Origin of the sequence: Nodosilinea sp. LEGE 07088, assembly GCF_015207395.1 — a bacterium.
Classification (GTDB): Bacteria; Cyanobacteriota; Cyanobacteriia; order Phormidesmidales; family Phormidesmidaceae; genus Nodosilinea.
In genome coordinates, this window is record NZ_JADEWX010000038.1 from 22,166 (window position 1) to 39,963 (window position 17,798).

Annotated in this window: 13 protein-coding genes; 6 read left to right on the forward strand and 7 right to left on the reverse strand. The window is 58.7% G+C overall.

Annotated features, from left to right (window positions below; all coding sequences use genetic code 11):
• Window positions 1-188 precede the first annotated feature (188 nt).
• From ureC to glsA, 4 genes are all read left to right on the forward strand, one after another.
• A complete protein-coding gene (gene ureC, locus IQ254_RS11570; protein ID WP_193966316.1) occupies window positions 189-1,898 on the forward strand; it encodes an urease subunit alpha in 1,710 nt (569 codons plus the stop codon).
• Window positions 1,899-2,267: 369 nt separating this feature from the next.
• Window positions 2,268-2,588 (forward strand): thioredoxin, encoded by a 321-nt coding sequence (gene trxA, locus IQ254_RS11575; protein WP_035985715.1) that lies wholly within the window; start codon window positions 2,268-2,270, stop codon window positions 2,586-2,588.
• Between the two features lie 342 nt (window positions 2,589-2,930).
• A complete protein-coding gene (locus tag IQ254_RS11580) occupies window positions 2,931-4,004 on the forward strand; it encodes an LOG family protein (RefSeq protein WP_193966317.1) in 1,074 nt (357 codons plus the stop codon).
• A gap of 71 nt (window positions 4,005-4,075) precedes the next feature.
• Window positions 4,076-5,032, forward strand: coding sequence for a glutaminase A (glsA, locus tag IQ254_RS11585; RefSeq protein WP_193966318.1), 957 nt, complete (start codon window positions 4,076-4,078; stop codon window positions 5,030-5,032).
• Window positions 5,033-5,059: 27 nt separating this feature from the next.
• Here the strand turns inward: glsA and IQ254_RS11590 are convergent, their stop codons facing one another.
• Together IQ254_RS11590 and IQ254_RS11595 are read right to left on the reverse strand one after the other, a co-directional pair.
• Window positions 5,060-5,839 (reverse strand): ABC transporter permease, encoded by a 780-nt coding sequence (locus IQ254_RS11590; RefSeq protein WP_193966319.1) that lies wholly within the window; start codon window positions 5,837-5,839, stop codon window positions 5,060-5,062.
• On the reverse strand, window positions 5,836-6,756 hold the full coding sequence (locus IQ254_RS11595; protein WP_193966320.1) for an ABC transporter ATP-binding protein: 921 nt from the start codon (window positions 6,754-6,756) through the stop codon (window positions 5,836-5,838). Before IQ254_RS11595 ends, IQ254_RS11590 begins: the two co-directional genes overlap by 4 nt.
• Window positions 6,757-7,205: 449 nt before the next feature.
• Between IQ254_RS11595 and IQ254_RS11600 the strand changes: the two genes are divergently transcribed.
• Window positions 7,206-10,925 (forward strand): WD40 repeat domain-containing protein, encoded by a 3,720-nt coding sequence (locus tag IQ254_RS11600; RefSeq protein ID WP_193966321.1) that lies wholly within the window; start codon window positions 7,206-7,208, stop codon window positions 10,923-10,925.
• Here IQ254_RS11600 and IQ254_RS11605 read toward each other — a convergent pair whose 3' ends face one another.
• Window positions 10,926-11,987, reverse strand: a complete 1,062-nt coding sequence (locus IQ254_RS11605; RefSeq protein WP_193966322.1) for a Fe(3+) ABC transporter substrate-binding protein — start codon at window positions 11,985-11,987, stop codon at window positions 10,926-10,928. It abuts the gene before it with no gap.
• A gap of 291 nt (window positions 11,988-12,278) precedes the next feature.
• Here IQ254_RS11605 and IQ254_RS11610 point away from each other — a divergent pair, with 291 nt between their 5' ends.
• Window positions 12,279-13,019, forward strand: a complete 741-nt coding sequence (locus IQ254_RS11610) for a hypothetical protein (RefSeq protein WP_193966323.1) — start codon at window positions 12,279-12,281, stop codon at window positions 13,017-13,019.
• A 77-nt stretch (window positions 13,020-13,096) separates the two neighbouring features.
• On the opposite strand, the gene IQ254_RS11615 is transcribed toward IQ254_RS11610, so the two are convergent.
• From IQ254_RS11615 to IQ254_RS11630, 4 genes are all read right to left on the reverse strand, one after another.
• Window positions 13,097-14,527 carry a di-heme oxidoredictase family protein gene (locus tag IQ254_RS11615; protein ID WP_193966324.1) on the reverse strand — a complete coding sequence of 477 codons (1,431 nt, stop codon included), beginning with the start codon at window positions 14,525-14,527 and terminating at the stop codon, window positions 13,097-13,099.
• Window positions 14,524-15,792 (reverse strand): imelysin family protein, encoded by a 1,269-nt coding sequence (locus tag IQ254_RS11620; protein WP_228040545.1) that lies wholly within the window; start codon window positions 15,790-15,792, stop codon window positions 14,524-14,526. The genes IQ254_RS11615 and IQ254_RS11620 overlap by 4 nt, the downstream gene beginning before the upstream one ends.
• Before the next feature lie 269 nt (window positions 15,793-16,061).
• Window positions 16,062-16,727, reverse strand: coding sequence for a Fe2+-dependent dioxygenase (locus tag IQ254_RS11625; RefSeq protein ID WP_193966325.1), 666 nt, complete (start codon window positions 16,725-16,727; stop codon window positions 16,062-16,064).
• Between the two features lie 155 nt (window positions 16,728-16,882).
• On the reverse strand, window positions 16,883-17,626 hold the full coding sequence (locus tag IQ254_RS11630) for a GAF domain-containing protein (RefSeq protein WP_193966326.1): 744 nt from the start codon (window positions 17,624-17,626) through the stop codon (window positions 16,883-16,885).
• Between the last annotated feature and the right edge of the window lie 172 nt (window positions 17,627-17,798).

A 17,798-nucleotide genomic window follows, 5' to 3' on the forward strand; every position in this document is an offset into this window, starting at 1 on the left:
CATAGCGACAATCGTGCAGGTTGATGGTACAGTACCGAACTCATTGGCTAGAAATATAAGCGCCTGGTCGCAGGCGAGAACATCACGGTGCCATTCCAATTGACCAAACGGGGGAAATCCCGCATTCTAGAGTGGTTCTGGCTAAATTTGCCGACAGTTTCTACCCCCAGCCCCTCTAGGAGAAGCCCATGAGCTATCGCATGGATCGCCGCGCCTATGCCGAAACCTTTGGCCCCACGGTGGGCGATCGCATTCGCCTGGCCGACACCGAGCTAATTATTGAGGTAGAACAAGACTTTACTACCTATGGCGACGAGGTGAAATTTGGCGGCGGTAAGGTGATTCGCGATGGCATGGGTCAGTCGCCCATTGGCCGCGAGGCCGGGGCGGTGGATCTGGTGATTACCAACGCGCTAATTTTGGACTGGTGGGGCATCGTCAAGGCCGATATCGGCATTAAAGACGGCAAGATCGACACCATTGGCAAGGCGGGCAACCCCTACATTCAAGACAGCATCGACATTATCATTGGCCCCGGTACCGAGGTCGTCGCGGGAGAGGGCATGATCGTCACCGCCGGGGGCATCGACAGCCACATTCACTTCATTTGCCCGCAGCAGATCGAGACGGCGATCGCATCGGGCATCACCACCATGATCGGTGGCGGCACCGGCCCGGCCACCGGCACCAACGCCACCACCTGCACCCCCGGGGCCTGGAATATTTGGCGCATGCTGCAAGCCGCCGATGCCTTCCCGATGAATCTGGGCTTTATGGGCAAGGGCAACAGCGCCCAGCCCGAGGGGCTGGTGGAACAGGTCAAGGCCGGGGCCATGGGCCTGAAGCTCCACGAAGACTGGGGTACCACCCCCGCCACCATCGACACCTGCCTGGGGGTCGCCGACGAGTACGATGTGCAGGTGGCCATCCACACCGATACCCTCAACGAGGCGGGCTTTGTGGAAGACACCATCGCCGCCTTCAAAAACCGGGTGATTCACACCTACCACACCGAAGGGGCCGGGGGGGGCCACGCGCCCGATATCATCAAGGTCTGCGGCGAGGCCAACGTGCTGCCCTCCTCGACTAACCCCACTCGCCCCTACACCCGCAACACCCTCGACGAGCACCTGGATATGCTGATGGTCTGCCACCACCTCAGCCCCAGCATTCCCGAAGACATTGCCTTTGCCGAGTCCCGCATTCGCCGCGAGACCATCGCCGCCGAAGACATTCTCCACGACCTGGGGGCCTTCAGCATGATTGCCTCTGACTCCCAGGCCATGGGTCGGGTGGGCGAGGTGGTGATTCGTACCTGGCAGACCGCCCACAAAATGAAGGTGCAGCGCGGCCCCCTACCGGAAGACTCTAGCCGCAACGACAACCACCGCGCCAAGCGCTACGTGGCTAAGTACACCATCAACCCCGCCATCACCCACGGCATTGCCGACCATGTCGGTTCCCTGGCGGTGGGCAAGCTGGCAGATATTTGCCTGTGGAAGCCCGCCTTTTTTGGCGTCAAACCCGAGATCGTGATCAAGGGCGGGGCGATCGCCTGGGCCCAGATGGGCGACCCCAATGCCAGCATCCCGACGCCACAGCCGGTGCATATGCGGCCCATGTTTGGTAGTTTCGGCGGGGCGATCGCCGCCACTGCCCTCAGCTTTGTCTCCCAAGCCGCGCTAGATCTAGGCATTCCTGAGCAAATTGGGCTGACCAAAGCCACCGCTGCCGTAGCCAACTGCCGCAACCTTAGCAAAGCCGACATGCAGCTCAACGACTATCAGCCCCACATTGAGGTAAACTCAGAGACCTACGAAGTGCGGGCCGATGGCGATCTACTTACCTGCGAGCCCGCCGAAGTGTTACCCATGGCCCAGCGGTACTTTCTCTTCTAGTAGAGTAATGAATAGTGGGCTGAGGCGATGCCAATTACCTAGGAAAAAGTTCCTTTAGTGACATAAATTCGGGCATACCATAAAGTTGTTGCGAATGTCATCAATGGGTGGCAGATTTGCAATTGTCCACAGTAGAATAAAGCTGTACTGAAACCTTTGTTTCAGTTCACTCCTCACACCACACCCCGCCCGGGCCTTTGGCTTGGGCGGTTTCTTTTGCCCCCAACCAGTGGTTAACCTGCTGCCCATAGGCTGTTCTCATTAGGCTAGGGCAATTTTGCTGACCAGATGTTGCCTTGCGACTCAGGTTGGCTAGGGGGCCACTATGGTAAGATTGCCTGTGATTAACAACGGCAAGGAACACTAGGCATGGCAGCCGCTCAGGTAACAGATTCTACATTCAAGCAAGAAGTTCTCGAAAGCACCGTCCCCGTTTTGGTTGACTTTTGGGCCCCCTGGTGTGGCCCCTGCCGGATGGTGGCCCCGGTGGTTGAAGAAATTGCTGAACAGTACGACGGCCAGATTAAAGTCGTTAAAGTTAACACTGACGAAAATCCCAGCGTCGCCAGCCAGTATGGTATTCGCAGTATTCCTACCCTGATGATTTTCAAGGAAGGGCAGCGAGTCGATATGGTTGTCGGTGCTGTACCCAAAACCACCCTGGCCAATACCCTCGAAAAGTATCTCTAGGCTTGAGGTTGGGCTGCGGTTAGGTCGGTTGGCGATCGCAATCGGCACGCGGCCTAGTTTCTAGGGGCCATGCCAGCTCTTGTAAGGCTCAGGCTGGATAGGTTAGTCGGCGGCCGAGAATCGTCTGCCGAGAATCGGCGGCCAGAAAGAAGATCCCCGCTTTGAACTAGCAGTCGTAGCCTCCTTAGGGAGGCTGTTTTTTAGAAACCCCCCTAGCCTGTTAGGGCAGACGACCATAGGGTTTGCCCCTAGTGGATTGTTACTCTCTCCCTAGGGGCTTTTCAGGGTAAGGGGTGATATTGTCGCTAGAATAGGGTGCTGCCTCTATGAAATCAACAGCCTATGGTTGCGCTTCCCTCAGACTTGCCCCCTAGCGTCAAGACTGATCTGATTACTGTGCTAGAGCAACTGCCTGATCTCGAACACGGCAGGCTAATCCGCCAGGTACTAGAGACGATCTTGCGCATGATGGGGCGAGAGGCAGACCGCCTAGACTGGAAGATTCTAAACTACGCCCTGCTCGATATGGAGCAGGGGTTTCAGATCTTTCATCCCTATCGCCACATTCGCAAAATTACGATCTTTGGCTCGGCTCGCACCGTGGCCACGAGTCCTGACTATCAGCTGGCTCAACAATTTGCCAAACAGGTGACTGAGTTGGGCTTTATGGTCATGACCGGGGCCGGGGGCGGCATCATGGAAGCGGGTAATGCTGGCGCTGGCCCCGAACATTCCTTTGGGTTAAATATCCAGCTGCCCTTTGAACAGGGGGCCAACTCTATTATGGAGGGCAACCCCAAGCTGATTAACTTCAAGTATTTCTTTACCCGCAAGCTCTTCTTTCTGCGCGAAAGTGATGCCCTGGTGCTATTTCCTGGGGGTTTTGGCACCCAGGATGAAGCGTTTGAATCACTCACGCTGATTCAAACCGGCAAGGCCGACCCCATGCCGATTGTAATGGTCGATCACCCCGGTGGCGACTACTGGCAGGGCTGGGACAGCTACCTGCAAACTCATCTATTGAGCCGTGGGCTGATTAGCCCCGACGACCCCAATCTGTACACAATTACCGACAATGTGGATGACGCCTGCCATGCCATTAGTAGCTTTTACCGGGTATATCACTCCTGTCGCTACGTTGGCGGTCGTCTTATCGTTCGGCTGAAATGCGACCTATCCGATGCCGATGTAGACCTGCTAAATAGCGAATTCGCGAGTATCTTAGCCGAGGGCAAAATCGAAAAGTCTGCCGCCCTGCCCGAAGAAAACACCGATAAAAACGATGAAACCGTAGCTCTGCCCCGATTGGTTTTGCACTTTAACCATCGAGACTTTGGCAAACTGCACAAGTTTATTTGGCGCCTCAACGACCTGGGAGACCACCGTCCTGAGGCAGAGCATCCCGAGCAGAAGTAAAGGAACCCACTAGAGCTATTCCGCCCGACCGCTGACCTTTTCGCCATACCCTTCCTAGATAAATGCCGCCAATGGCCCAGGTTCAAGAGTTTTTAGAACAGCTTTATCAGGAGTTTAAGGGAAATTCTGAGGGACGCCTGGCCTCCTATATTCCTGAGCTGGCGCGGGCCAACGCTGACTGGTTTGGTATCAGCATGGTCACCCTCGATGGGCGCACCTATGAGGTGGGAGACGTGGCGCAGAAGTTCACCATTCAGTCGATTTCTAAGGTGTTTGTCTACGGTATGGCCCTAGAGGACTATGGCCGCGAGCAATTGCTCAAGAAGGTCGGCGTCGAGCCCACGGGCGACCCGTTTAATTCGCTCATTCGCCTGGATGAAGACTCGAAGCGGCCCGAGAACCCGATGGTCAATGCCGGGGCGATCGCCACCACCGGCCTGATCGCTGGCCATGACCCTGCTGACCGCCTCAATCGTCTGCTGTCTATGCTTCAACGCTATGTGGGCAGCGAAGTGTTTGTGGATGTTTCCACCTTTATGTCGGAAAAGTCTACTGGCCATCGCAACCGGGCCATGGCCCACCTAATGCTCAACTTTGGCATGATCGACCAGCCCATTGAGGAGGCGCTGGATCTGTACTTTCAACAGTGCTCGGTGCTGGTCACCTGCCACGATCTGGCGGTCATGGCGGCGACTCTGGCCAACCAGGGGGTTAACCCAGTCACCAGCACTCGGGCCGTTGGGTCAGAACATGTACGCGATATTCTCAGCGTCATGTATACCTGCGGTATGTATAATTTTGCCGGGGAATGGGCCTTTCGGATGGGTATTCCAGCCAAGAGCGGCGTTTCGGGGGGAATTCTGGCCGTCGTTCCCAACCGGGCGGGCATTGCGGTCTTTTCGCCCCTGCTCGATAGCCACGGCAACAGCGTTCGTGGGCTCAAGGTGTTTGAGGCCCTGTCAAAGCAGTATGGCTTTCATCTGTTTGACCTTTCCCTGGGCCGCTGCAACTTCGCCAGTCGCGATTAAACCTGCCCTCTCCAGAGACAACCCAGGTTAACTGAATAACCGTGGATAAATCCGCAGGGCCGCCAGTCGCGCCATTACCACCATCCACCCAAGCAGCCACAGCAGCAGCAGCGGCCACCAGGGAGGCAAGCCCAAGGGCCAGCGCAGCAGATCCACCAGCGCGGCCAGGGGCAAAAACCCCGCCAACCTGGCCAGCAGCGGCGGCAGCGTATCTCTGGGAAAGTAGGTGCCGCAGAGGGTGAACATCGGGATGATGACTAGGAAAATTGGCACATTCACCTGGTCTACCTTGTTTACGGCTCCGGCTATCAGCAGACCAAAAGCGCCAAACAGCAAACTCCCCAGCCCGATCAGCGGCAGCGATAGTACCAGGCTAGACAGGTCGTAGAGATTGGCGACCACCGCCACCAGGCCGGTGATCACACCTGCGATCGCCCCCTTAGTCGCCGCCCAAAACCAGTCGCCCAAAAACACATCGGTATAGCTCAGCGGGGCGGTTAGTAGCGCCTGCCAGGTCTTCTGAAAGTTGAGCCGAATGAAGCTGCTATAGGCGCCTTCAAAAAACGACTGAAATAGCACCCCGATCGCAATCATCCCCGGGGCCAAAAACTGGGGATAGGGCACCATTTGCCCCAGGTATTCCACCTCACCCACCAGGGGGGTGAGACCATAGCCAAAGGCCAGCAGATACACAATCGGTTCCGAAATCGGCGGCAGACAATTTACTAGCCAGGTGCTGCGATACACCTGAAAGTGCCGCCACCAAACCGAATACACCCCCCACGGGGTCGCGGTGATCAGCTTCATTCCAGCACGCTCCCGGTGAGTCGCAAGAATACGTCTTCTAGGTTAGCCGGTCGCCGCAGCAGGCGAGTGGGGCGGTGGGCTTCGATCCGCTGCCACATGGCTTCGGGGTCGGCATCGGGCAGGGTCACCAAGTGGCCACTGCCAAAGGCGCGATACCAGGCTCCGTGGCGGGCAGCCAGATCGCTGAGCAGGGCGGCATCTACCCCATCTACCTCGGCCACTTCACGACCGATAACGCGGGCCACCAGGTCAGTGGGAGTGCCTTCGTCAATCACTTTACCGGCCTGGAGGAGAAGAAGGCGATCGCACAGGCGCTGGGCCTCATCCATGTAGTGCGTGGTCAACAAAATGCCGCAGCCGCTAGCCTTCAGATGCTGCACCAGTCGCCAAAATTCCTGGCGGGCGTCGGGGTCGAGCCCCGTAGTAGGTTCATCTAAAAAGACGATTCTGGGATTGTTTAGCAGGGCGCGAGCCAGCACCAGTCGCCGCTTCATCCCTCCTGAGAGGTCATCTACCTGGGCATTGGCCCGATGGTCTAAATTGACTAGAGCCAGCAGCTCCCCCGCCCGCCGCCGCGCCGCTGCCCCGGTAATGCGGTAGTGGTGGGCAAAGTGGGTGAGATTTTTAAATACCGTAAAGTCTGGATCTAAATTGTCTTCTTGGGTAACAATGCCCATCTGGGCGCGGGCCAACTGTCCCTGCCCCGGCAGTTGCCAGGGGCCGCATTGTACAAAGCCTTTGGTGGGAATGACTGTGCCAAACAGCATGCCTACAGTAGTGGTTTTACCGGCCCCATTAGGCCCCAGCAGGCCAACAATTTCGCCTGGGGCCAAGGTAAAGCTGATGCCCTGCACCACCGCTTCATTGGCGTAGGTTTTCCAGAGATCGTAGGCGGTCAAACTGAGTCCATCAGACACGGTTGTCTCCCGATAATATCCCCAAGGTCTATTTGAAGCAGGCGCTCTTAAAGCTTAAATCTTGAAGCATGCATCCTTGGACTGAGCCCACTCAAATCACCAGAAGAATTGCAGCACATGACTGACCCGGCCTCAGCAGCGATTAACCAGCTCTGTCCAGGCTCCATTGCACGGGCTCTCTCGCCGCCAACCGCCTTTCCCTCCCCCTCCTTCAGGCACTTTAGCAAAATACTTTCCAAACCATCCTGATTCCCTGGCTCGGCCTAGAACTATGTAGTGGTAGATGCACCCTGATTATTCCTTGGCCTTCGGGCCAGGGAATTTTTTTTACCCACATCCTCTTAATCCAAAGGGCCCTACCCCGGGTGAGAGTTCTCACACCCCTGAGGAGTTCTGAAAAATTCAGGTAAACTAAGGCCATCGCTGGGGCATCTGTGGCGGTTTAGCCGATGGACTTCGATGACATTGCAGTACTCATTAATCAGGTGGCCGTAGAGCGCAAGGGTCGCCCCCTCAAGGATGTGGAGCGCCTGGTGCTCAAGGGCTCGTGGGAAAATAAGACCTACTCGGCCATGGCCACCCCCAGCGCTGGCTACACCGAAGACTATCTCAAAAAAGATGTCGGGCCTAAACTCTGGCAGCTGCTGACCGACATTGTAGAGACCGATATCCAAGGCATTCGGGTCACCAAACGCAACATTCAAAGCGTATTGCAAACCTGGGTGGCCCAGGGAATAGCGACAGAGACAGTGGCACCCCCCATGGATCTAGAGGTCGCTGCCCCGGCGCGCTGGCCCAATGGCTCTTCCCCTAGCCCAGATGCGCCAGCGCTAGTGGTGCGAGATTCACCCCGGATTGATCTGACGGCTTGCAGTGGTCGAGAGGTTGAGCTCGCCACCCTCACCCGGTGGATTGTGGATGACCGCTGCCGGACGGTGGTGCTGTGGGGCTTACCGGGAGTGGGCAAGACCACCCTGGCCGCCGCGATCGCAGCTCAGTTAGCCCCCGAAGTCGATCGCTGCGGCTACCTGGCTCTACCCACGGCCGCTACCGATGAAGCGGTATTGGGGGCGATCGCCCATTGGCTCGACCCGGCGATCGCCCAGGCATTGTCGTCACCGTTAACCGCCATCGACTGGGTGCTCGACCAGCTCGACCAGCACCGCTCCCTGCTGATTATTGACGGCATGGAGCAGCTCTTTGCCCCCCAGCAGCTATCGGGCAGCTATCGGCCCCATACCACGGCCCTGCAACATCTATTTCACCAGGCGGCAGAGCGGCACCACCAGAGCTGCCTGATCTGGCTCAGCCGCGAAAAGCCCACCGATTTTTCCCAGGTGCAGGGGCCAAGGGTACAAGACTATCTCCTAGACGACCTGTCTGTTGTCGCCGCTCGACCGCTACTGCAAGCACCCCCTATTCCCGGGGCAGAAACCGACCCCTGGACTAGTCTGATCGATCGCTATGGCAGTCATCCCCTTGTGTTGCGCGGGGTCAGAGCGACCCTGCAAGAGGTCTACCAAGGGCAGCCCCAGGCCTTGCTGCAGGCCCCCCTAACCATTCCTGCGATCGTGCATCGCCCCTTTACCCAGGCTCTAGAGCGGCTGCTACCGGCAGAATGGGCCCTGCTCTACGGCCTGCTTCTAGCCCAGGAGTCGATCTCGATCAACCACCTCAATGAGATCATGCAGCCTGCCGTCGAGGGGCGGGTGGTGCAGTCGGTCATTGGTCGAGGGTGGGTTCAGGGGCAACCAACCGAGGCCCATGGCCTGGTGTTGAGCTTAAAGCCAGTGGTCCAGGCTCTGGTACAAGAGCGGTTACACCAGGTGCTCTGGGCCGAGCTAGAGGCCGAAACCCTAGATTGGCTTCAGCGTCTACCCCTGGTGACTACAACCGCCCGCGAGGTGGTGCAAGAGCGCCAGCGAACAGCTATGCTATTGCCTCTAGCAGAGGCGCTGCGGCAGCAATACAAGACAGTTGATTTGTTAGCAGCCAAGGGCGATCGCTTGGTGAAAGCCCTGCAATCTCACCGCGGGCAGCCGGGCTACGGGGCCAGCAACATCATTCATCTATGTCAGCACCTAGGGCTAGCTGTTAGCGGCGGCGACTTTTCTCACCTGACCCTGTGGCAGAGTGACCTGCGCCAGGTGAGCCTACAAGGCGCTAACTTTAGCCAGGCCCAGTTCCATGACACGGCCTTTGCTACCGCCCTGGGTCGCAACCCCGTAGCGGCCTTTAGCCCCGAACCGGCAAGTTCACCGCAGCCAACGAGTCGTTATCTGGCCACTGGCGACCATGAGGGCCGCCTCTTGCTGTGGGATCTCAGCCGGGGCAAGCTGATGTGGATGTTTGACGAGGGTAACTCCCAGGGCATTTGCGCCCTCACCTTTAACCCCCAAGGAGATTTGTTGGCGATCGGGACTGAAACCGGCCAAATTCGGCTGTGGCCAGTGGGTGAGACCTACCAGACCGATGTTTTAGAGGGTCACCAAACATCGGTACAGGCTTTGACCTTTAGCCCCGACGGTAGCCAGCTGGCCTCGGGCGACGATAGCGGTCAGCTGTATCTGTGGGAAGTGGCTTCGGGGTTTGGCCAGGGGCCACTGCCAGCTCATCAGGGGCCAATTCACAGTCTGGCCTACAGTGAGCTTGGCGATCGCTTAGTCAGCGGCGGTGAGGATCAGCGGGCCTGCCTGTGGAACGTGGTCGAGCGCGTGCTGGTCAAAGAGCTCCAGGTGCGATCGACCGCCAGCCTGCGCATCGCCGGATTTTTGGCCGACCCCAATGACCCCGATTGCCCGCCGATACCCGTAGCGGCAGGCTACGACGACAACAGCCTCACCATCTGGAATCTGGAAACCGGCCTACCCTGCTGGATTTTGCCTACCAATGTTCAGGCTCTCCTGGCCATGGCCCTGAGCCCCAGTGGGCAATACCTGGTGTGCAGTGGCCAAGACTTTTCTGTCGCCGTGTGGGATATCCCCAATCGTCGCCACTGCCACACCCTGCCCTATCCAGGAGCACCGGTCTGGACCCTGGTCTTTAGCACCGACAGCCGCTATTTTGTCACCGGCAGCAACTACACTATCAAGCTCTGGCATACCCAGTGGGGGCAGTGCTGGCGCAGCTTTCTCAGCCAGGCTCACCCGGTGCGCTGCCTGGCCTTTAGCAGTGGTTCAGAGGGCGGCACCATTTTGACCGGCCACGACGATACCCATTTGCGTCTGTGGCAGGTGACTGCTGGCAGCCCCTACGCCACTGGCCCCCAGACCCTCGCCGGGCACGATCGCTCGGTGCGCTCGGTGGCTCTCAGCCCCGACGAGCGCTGGTTGGCTAGCGGCGCCGATGACTCAACTATTCGTCTTTGGTCTAAGACCACGGGCCAGATGCAGTGGGTTTGGGCGATCGATACTCCGGCCACGCTGCTCAGTTTTAGCCCCGATAGTCAATGGTTGGCGAGCGCTGGCCCAAACGACGGCATCTGCCTGTGGAATACCACCGCCGGCAACGCCCTAGGGGCTTTGGAAAACAGCCCCGATAGCCCCTCGGCGATCGCGTTTAGTAACGACGGGTGGTGGTTGGCGGCGGCGGGGCGAGACGGCGCGATCGCCCTTTGGCAGCACGACCAGCCGACCCACGACGGTACACCTGTCTTTACCTCCCAGACCTTTAGCGGTCACCAAGGCCAGGTTCACAGCCTGGCCATTAGCCCCGATAGCCTCACCCTAGCCAGCGCCAGTCACGACGGCACCGTACGCTGGTGGCACCTGGCCCCCGATACCTCCCCCGGCGACGCCTTGGGCCAGTGGCAGCATCCCAGCGAACAGTGGTTGCAAGGGGTTACCATCGGCCCAACCGGCGACATTCTCGCCTTTACTAGCGAAGACAACCGGGTAGAGGTCTGGGTCGTAAACACCAACCAGCGCCGCCACACACTGCAAAACCATGGTCAGGCGATCTGGCAGGTCGCGGTCAGCCCCAGCCGAACTCACCTCATCACCGCCAGCCAGGACGATGAAATTTGCATTTGGGATCTGGCCTCTGGCCTCTGCCAACAAACCCTGCGGCCCGATCGCCCCTACGAAGGGGTCAACATTTGCGATGCCGTTGGCCTCTCTGCAACCGAAACCCGCATGCTGAAATCTTTGGGGGCGATCGTCAGCTACTGACTATGGCCAACCGGCGCGATCGGTGATGCGTAGGGCCTCGGGGTTGTTGCTGCCAAACACCGAAGCGTTGAGCGAGTCTGCTTTGAACTCGCCAAACCCCGCCACCACCGAGTCGACCGCGACGCCCTCAACAACGGGATACTCGTTATTGCTTTCGGCAAAGATCTGCTGGGCCTCGGGGCTGGCCAGATACTCCAAAAACTGCAGGGCTGCATCGGCATTAGGGGCGGTCTTGACTACCCCAGCCCCGCTGATGTTGACGTGGGTGCCGCGATCGCCCTGGTTGGGAAAAAACACCCCGATCTGCTCAGCGATCGCCTGGTCTTCGGCATTGTCAGATTTAGCCAGACGTGCCAAATAGTAGGTATTTGAGATCGCAAGGTCACCCAACCCGGCAGCGGCGGCTTTGATCTGGTCGGTGTCGCCCCCCTGGGGGTCGCGGGCAAAGTTAGCCACCAGACCCCGCGCCCACGCTTCGGTTTCTTCAGCCCCGTGGGCGGCAATCATCGAGCCGACCAGCGACTGGTTGTAGATATTGGTCGAGCTGCGAATCAGAATGCGGCCCTGCCACTTGGGGTCAACCAGGTCTTCGTAGGTCGATAGCTCAGCCGGGTCAACGGTGTCTTTGTTGTACATAATCACCCGAGCCCGCTTGGTCAGGCCAAACCAGAGCCCATCGGGGTGGCGCAGATTTTCAGGCACGGCCTCATTTAGCACCGCCGAGTCAACCGGCTGAAAGAGGTCTTCTTGCTCGGCCCGCCACAGCCGACCGGCATCGACGGTTATGAGAAGGTCGGCGGGGCTGTTTTGTCCTTCACTCTTGATGCGCTCGATCAGCTGGTCGGCCTCGGCCTCGACCAGGTTGATGCGAATGCCCGTGGCCTCTCGAAACCCGTCATACACCAGATCGTCGGTGTCATAGTGGCGGGAAGAATAGAGGTTGACCACAGGCCCACGGCCAAAGCCAAACTGGGCAGTGGCGGGGCGCTGACGCAAATAACCTGCCGCTACGGCGGTGGCGGCGGCACCCGCCCCTAAAAATGCACGTCGTCCTAACTTCATCGGCTGTTACCTCAACAACTTAACTCTCTGACGAAAATCCCAGAGGGGTGAAATATCAGCCTGCATTGTAGCGCCTATTGCGACTGTTTCTTGATAGACATGGGTAGAATATCAATCAAGTAGTGAGTGATATCAATAATGCTTATCATTGACGCACCCATAGATAGATTATCTAACCTTTAGCCCGTCAAGACTTGAGGCAACGCGCCATTAGTCTTAGAATGGCTTATAGAGAATAAGTCTTGTTAGTTCTGCTGGCCATTGTGCATCTGTACCTAAAACTTTTCGACAATGACTCCCAGATTAATTGCCTCTGCTGCTGCTCTGCGTCGCCCCACATCTAAGCCGCAGCGGCGATCGCGCTTTGGGCTGGGGATACTCTGCGTCATCGCCTCTCTGGGGGGGCACGGCGTGCTGCTGGCGCTAGTGGTGCCGAGCCCAAATCCAGAGCCCCTACCCGTCGAAGTCCTGGATGAGTCACCTGCTGCCCCCGACGATGTGTCGGTCACGGTGTTGCCCAAGCCTGCTCCCGAGCCTGCGCCTACCGTTACCCCCCAGGCCTCAGTGCAGGCTTCCCCACCTGCGCCCCAGGCCCAGAGCCCAGAACCGGTGCAGCAGGTTGAATCCGGGCCGATCTCTGCTGCTCCCGAGCCTGCCCCCTTTACGCCGCCACCGGCCCCGCCAGAACCCGTTGAGCCTCAAGCGCCTGCTCCCTATGCCAATTTTCCGCACCTGCCCGGGGCCGAAGTCGGCTGCAATGGGGCCAATGACTGCTGGCGCAGCCCTGTCAGCAGTAGCTGGCGGAGCGCAGCGGGCGACCTACAGGCCCAGCTAGAGGCCCAGGGGTATAGGGTCGATAATGTCACTGGCGACGTTCTATCGATCGACTCTGGGGTGCGGGTGTACGCCGTCAGCAAACCCGGTGAAGCCAACTATTACTTAAACCTGGTTTCGGTGCAAGACGGCGTGCTCTACACCATGACCGTTGAACCCATGACCACAGAGCAAGTGCTGGCTTTGCAGCAATCTTGAGCGCTTTCAATTGCGGCCATACCACTGACCTGCCAGGGCAAACTACTGTGTGCCCTGGCGTCTATCTGTGGCTAAGGCTAGAGCGATCGTAAAAACCGAATCAGCGCCGCCCGGTCGTCCGTCGCCATGGCCCGAAAGGTTTCCTTGGCCAGCTCAGCCTCGCCGCCGTGCCAGAGAATCGCTTCCTCTAGGGTGCGGGCACGGCCATCGTGCAAAAAGCCCGAAAAGGGCAGCACCGTCTGGGTTAGCCCCACCCCCCACAGCGGCGGCGTGCGCCACTCTTGGCCCGTTGCCTCAAAGTCGGGCCGCCCGTCGGCCAGCCCTGGCCCCAGATCGTGGAGCAGCAGGTCGGTATAGGGATGGATGGTTTGATTGGCCAGAGCCGGAATTTTGTGGGCCCCCGTGCGGAGTTCAGCTACGTGGCAGGCGGTGCAGTTGGCCGTCGAAAATAACCGCTCTCCTCGCTGTGCCTGAGGGTCATCCATGAGGGTACGAGCGGGTACCGCGATGGTTTGTACATAGGTTTCCGCTGCCTCCAGGGTGTCCATGTCAATGTCCATCTGGCCATCGGCATCGGGGAAGAGGGGGTTGGTGACGCCCATGTCGTTGACGTAGGCCGCTGCCGACTGCTGCAACAGGGTAGGAGTGTTGGCCTTCCAGCCAAAGCGGCCCAGGGTAGGGCGCTGTTCGACTACATTCCACACTCGGTTAGGGCGACCCGAAACCCCGTCGCCGTCGCGATCGCTCGGATCGGCCCGCTGCACAACGTCAGCCTCGGGCACAGCCTCTAGCAAACCAGCCCCAAACACCGGCTGCGGAATGCGGCTAGAAATAGCAATGTCCTCAGCCAGAGGGGCGCCGTCGAGACGCAACAGCTGAATCTGGGGCGATCGCAGCGAATAGGTGGTGCCATCCTCGTAGGTGCCCGATTGCTCCGTCCAGGTAATCTGCACCACGGCTTCGGGGGCGTGGCCATAGACCCCCTGCTCCTGCAGCTGGGTGCCAATGCCGGGAACCGAAACCGCATTCCCCCCCGGTGACTCTGCTTCTGGGGCGTAGGGCTCCAGGGTAGCGGCGGCATCGCTGGCAGTGCTGTGGCTGGGCTGAAGCTGGCTCACCCGCAGCACCCGCTGCCCCTTCTCTAGCAGGCCACGACCATTTTTGATGTGGCATCCGGCGCAGCCGGTACCGTTAAACAGCGGCCCCAGGCCGGGGTTGACCCGGGCGGGAGCGGTGACAAAGGCCGCCTCGAAGGCGAGATCGCCCGCGGCATGGCGCTCGGCCCAGGAGGCATCTAGGTTAGGCGCGGGCTGCTCAAAGGCGCGGGAGGTGCGGCTGTAGATGGTGGTGTCGCCGCCCGCCTGGGGGCGGGGGGTTTGAGCAGAGGCGGGCGATCGCAGCAGGGCCGCCAGGGCAATGCCAGCGATCAGGGCGATTAGCCCCAGGGTCAGCCGTCGGTATGCAGGTTTATGTCCCCGGTAGCGGGGGCTAAGGATGCTGTGAATCATTGCTGTACTAGGGGTAGCACCTGCTGCTCAAAGGTTTCAAACAGGGTCAAAATGCTGGCTTTGGCGGTTGCGATTTGGGGGTGGGCGCTGGGGTCGCACAGGGTGACCTCGATCGGGCCAGGAATAGCGGCTACGGCTTGCTGGGCGGTTTGCATCTGGGCCTGAATCTGAGTGTCAAGGGCCGGGTCAACAGCGGCGACAAAGGCCTGCAGCCCTTGCCCTCGGGTGCCGCCTGCCGTGAATTCGCCTAGATAGGCGTTTTGGGCACTCACTAAGTTGTCTTCAAAGTCTTGCAGCGAGCTTTGGGCAAAGCGGGCCTCCAGCAGAAACGGGTTTTGGGTCTCCAGTGCTGCGCCAATTTTGACATTGCCCAGCTCGTCTAAAATGCCAAGAATGCCCTGGACAATTTCCTCCCCGGCGGCCTGCACGGTGAGGTAGGCGCCGCTGTCTTCGCCAGCCTCGACAAACTCATCTCGATAGGCCGGGAACCCGTCGATACCCTCAGTCCAGCTGAGCAGCAGGGCGTTGGCGGTTTGATCAAAGACTGGGCCAATGGCAGCCAGATACTCTAACTCACGCTCAGTGAAGTCATCTAGAGGCTTATCGGCATCGGTGCCAAACAGGAGAAACGCGATCGCATGGAAGCCCTTCTGGCTGGTTTGCAAGCTGGCGACATACTCCGGAGTGAGGCGGTTTTCGCTCTCAAGCACTGCCAATACATCGATTTCATTCAGGGGCCAATCGTCTAGCTCCGCATCTAGCCTCAGAGAAGCCGCCGGGCCAAAGGCAAAGGCTTCGCTCTGTTCCCAGGGGCGACGGGCCGCTAACCAGGCCTGACGGCCCGCCGTTAGCGTATCTTCAGTGGGGTTTTCGACAAAGACGGCGATCGCCTCAGCCAGGTCTCCCGATCGCTGGGTGAGCTGCTCGTAGTTGGGGACTACCAGGGCATCGACAAAGTCGGTGATGATTTCGCGATCGCTGAACTGTTGCTCTGGCGCTAGCACCACGACGTCAGCCGTTTCAGCGGGAAGCACTGCGCCGCCCTCACCGCCCTCACCGCCCTCACCGCCGCCCCCTTCGCCGCCTCCGTCCACGGCCACGGGACGACAGATAGGGCTTTGACTCATCAGCGTGGCGTCGGCACTGCCATGGCTTCCCCCTGACGTAGCGTCGGGCGCGGCAGCTGCGCCCATTGTCGTCGGGGCGGCGGCGACCATTAACCCCGTCGCCAAAAACAGGTCTACAGCCCGATATCGAGTGTTCATGGCAAAACCAGATCACGACTAAACGATAGTTCCAGACTGTATTGCAAATGCGAATTGATGTCAAATAGAATTTAATTTTACGGGTGTGGATACGTGGAGTATCCCTTGAAATGCTCTTTAAGGTGAAGCTTTCTGGATTTCTTATGTTTTTATAGCTTTCATTTAGAGATCTTCACAGTCAATAGAATTACTTTTTATCGGCAATCATTCTTATTGTAGAGTCGCTGTTTTTCGCAGGCTGCGCCATCCTTGAGCCAGGCAGGCCTGTCCTACTCGGCCCACTGGCGCAGTAGGTTAGCGGTGGTTTTGGCCAGCAGGTCGAACTCGGGGGTCTTGCCGGATTGGGCAAAGAGGGTGCGCTTGACGGTTTCCAAGTCAAATAAAATCTCGCGGTGGGCGGCGTTGCGTACCAGGCTTTGTACCCAGCCTACGGCAACGGTGCGATCGCCGCTTTTCACCGGCTCCACCCGATGCAGCGTGGTAGAGGGGTAGGCGATCGCATTTCCCGCCGCCAGCTTATAGGAGCGCTCGCTGTCGGCCTCTTCGATCACCAGTTCGCCGCCATCGTAGGCGTCTGGCTGACTCAAAAAAACGGTGAATGACACATCTGAGCGATAAAAGTTGGCCCCGCCCATCAGGGCGTTGTCGGTGTGCCGCCCGTAGCTCATGCCCTCGCCATAGCGGCTGAAGAGTAGGGAATGCACCATTCTTGGCCAGGCGATCGCCTGAAACAGCGCATTCCGCGCCAGCGCCGTCTGCACGATTATTTCTAGGGGCTTCAAAGCCATCTGCTGAGTCGCCTGCTCATTCTGCTTCACCAGCTTGGCGTGCCAGCCCGCCGTTGTTTCCCCCGGCACAAACTCCGCCTGGGCCAAGCCATCCTGAATGCGGGCTACCTCATCGGTGGTCAGCAGGTCAGTAATGCAAACAATCATAGAATTGAAAACCTTGTGAATAGAGGCAGCCCGCCGTCCAAGGGGGCTAGAGTCTAAGCCCCTAATGCTACCTTTGACGCCACCAGACTGCCTACGTACCTGGCTCCTTCGGCCTCTGGTGCCGCCGCCTAGCCAGCCGTTGGATCGCATCGGCCTTAGCCAATCACGCCGTCAAATTCTGCGCTATCTGGCGCTGGGTCGGGCAGCAACACATTGGCCACCTCGGGGAAATGCTGCCGCATACAGTTGTCGCAGACGCCGTGGGTAAAGCCCACATCGGCATATTCTTCGATGAAGGTCTCTACCGTTGACCAGTAGCCGCGATCGTTGCGGATGCCCTTGCAGTAGGAACAGATCGGAATCAGCCCTTCCATCAGCTTGATATGGTCTAGGGATTCTGCCAACTGAGACGAGACCCGTCTCAACTCCAGCTGGGCTACCGCCTGCCGCGCCAGGGCCTCCAGCGTTTTTTTCTGAAACTCTGACAGCTCCCGGGGGCGATGATCGACGACGCAGAGCGTGCCAATGGAGAAGCCAGATGGCGTCACCAGCGGCACGCCCGCATAGAAGCGAATGCCAGGGATATGGGTAACAAATTCATTGTCTGCAAAGCGCTCATCGGCTAGCGCGTCGTTGACCACCATGGTTTCTCGATCCAGGATGGTATAGGCACAAAACGACACTTCCCGGCTGGTTTCGCTCAGGTCGAATCCTACCGTTGACTTAAACCATTGGCGATCGCTATCGACTAAATTGACGATCGCGATCGGGGCATCGCAGATATAGGCGGCTAACGCGGTAATGTCGTCGTAGGCCTGTTCTGCCGGGGTATCGAGAATGTTGTACTGCCGAAGGGCAGCCAAACGCTCGGCTTCCTGGGTGGGCCTTGGGACTGTCATAATATGGCTCCCGCCAGTGAGTCCTTCATTGATCTGATTTTAGAACTGGGCAGTCCTAAGTTCTTGATTGGATTTCTAGGCCGCCAAGTCAGGTGCACCAGCGCTGGGGCAGGAGTCTAGCTTAGCGGCGATGAATTTAGACAAAAGTAGAGTGGGCGGACTGTTGGGAAAA

Excerpts from the sequence above, each read along its gene's own strand:
- ureC (WP_193966316.1), top strand. The coding sequence starts at position 189 with ATGAGCTATCGCATGGATCGCCGCGCCTATGCCGAAACCTTTGGCCCC.
- trxA (WP_035985715.1), top strand. The coding sequence starts at position 2,268 with ATGGCAGCCGCTCAGGTAACAGATTCTACATTCAAGCAAGAAGTTCTC.
- IQ254_RS11580 (WP_193966317.1), top strand. The coding sequence starts at position 2,931 with ATGGTTGCGCTTCCCTCAGACTTGCCCCCTAGCGTCAAGACTGATCTG.
- glsA (WP_193966318.1), top strand. The coding sequence starts at position 4,076 with ATGGCCCAGGTTCAAGAGTTTTTAGAACAGCTTTATCAGGAGTTTAAG.
- IQ254_RS11590 (WP_193966319.1), bottom strand. The coding sequence starts at position 5,839 with ATGAAGCTGATCACCGCGACCCCGTGGGGGGTGTATTCGGTTTGGTGG.
- IQ254_RS11600 (WP_193966321.1), top strand. The coding sequence starts at position 7,206 with ATGGACTTCGATGACATTGCAGTACTCATTAATCAGGTGGCCGTAGAG.
- IQ254_RS11605 (WP_193966322.1), bottom strand. The coding sequence starts at position 11,987 with ATGAAGTTAGGACGACGTGCATTTTTAGGGGCGGGTGCCGCCGCCACC.
- IQ254_RS11610 (WP_193966323.1), top strand. The coding sequence starts at position 12,279 with ATGACTCCCAGATTAATTGCCTCTGCTGCTGCTCTGCGTCGCCCCACA.
- IQ254_RS11615 (WP_193966324.1), bottom strand. The coding sequence starts at position 14,527 with ATGATTCACAGCATCCTTAGCCCCCGCTACCGGGGACATAAACCTGCA.
- IQ254_RS11620 (WP_228040545.1), bottom strand. The coding sequence starts at position 15,792 with ATGAACACTCGATATCGGGCTGTAGACCTGTTTTTGGCGACGGGGTTA.
- IQ254_RS11625 (WP_193966325.1), bottom strand. The coding sequence starts at position 16,727 with ATGATTGTTTGCATTACTGACCTGCTGACCACCGATGAGGTAGCCCGC.
- IQ254_RS11630 (WP_193966326.1), bottom strand. The coding sequence starts at position 17,626 with ATGACAGTCCCAAGGCCCACCCAGGAAGCCGAGCGTTTGGCTGCCCTT.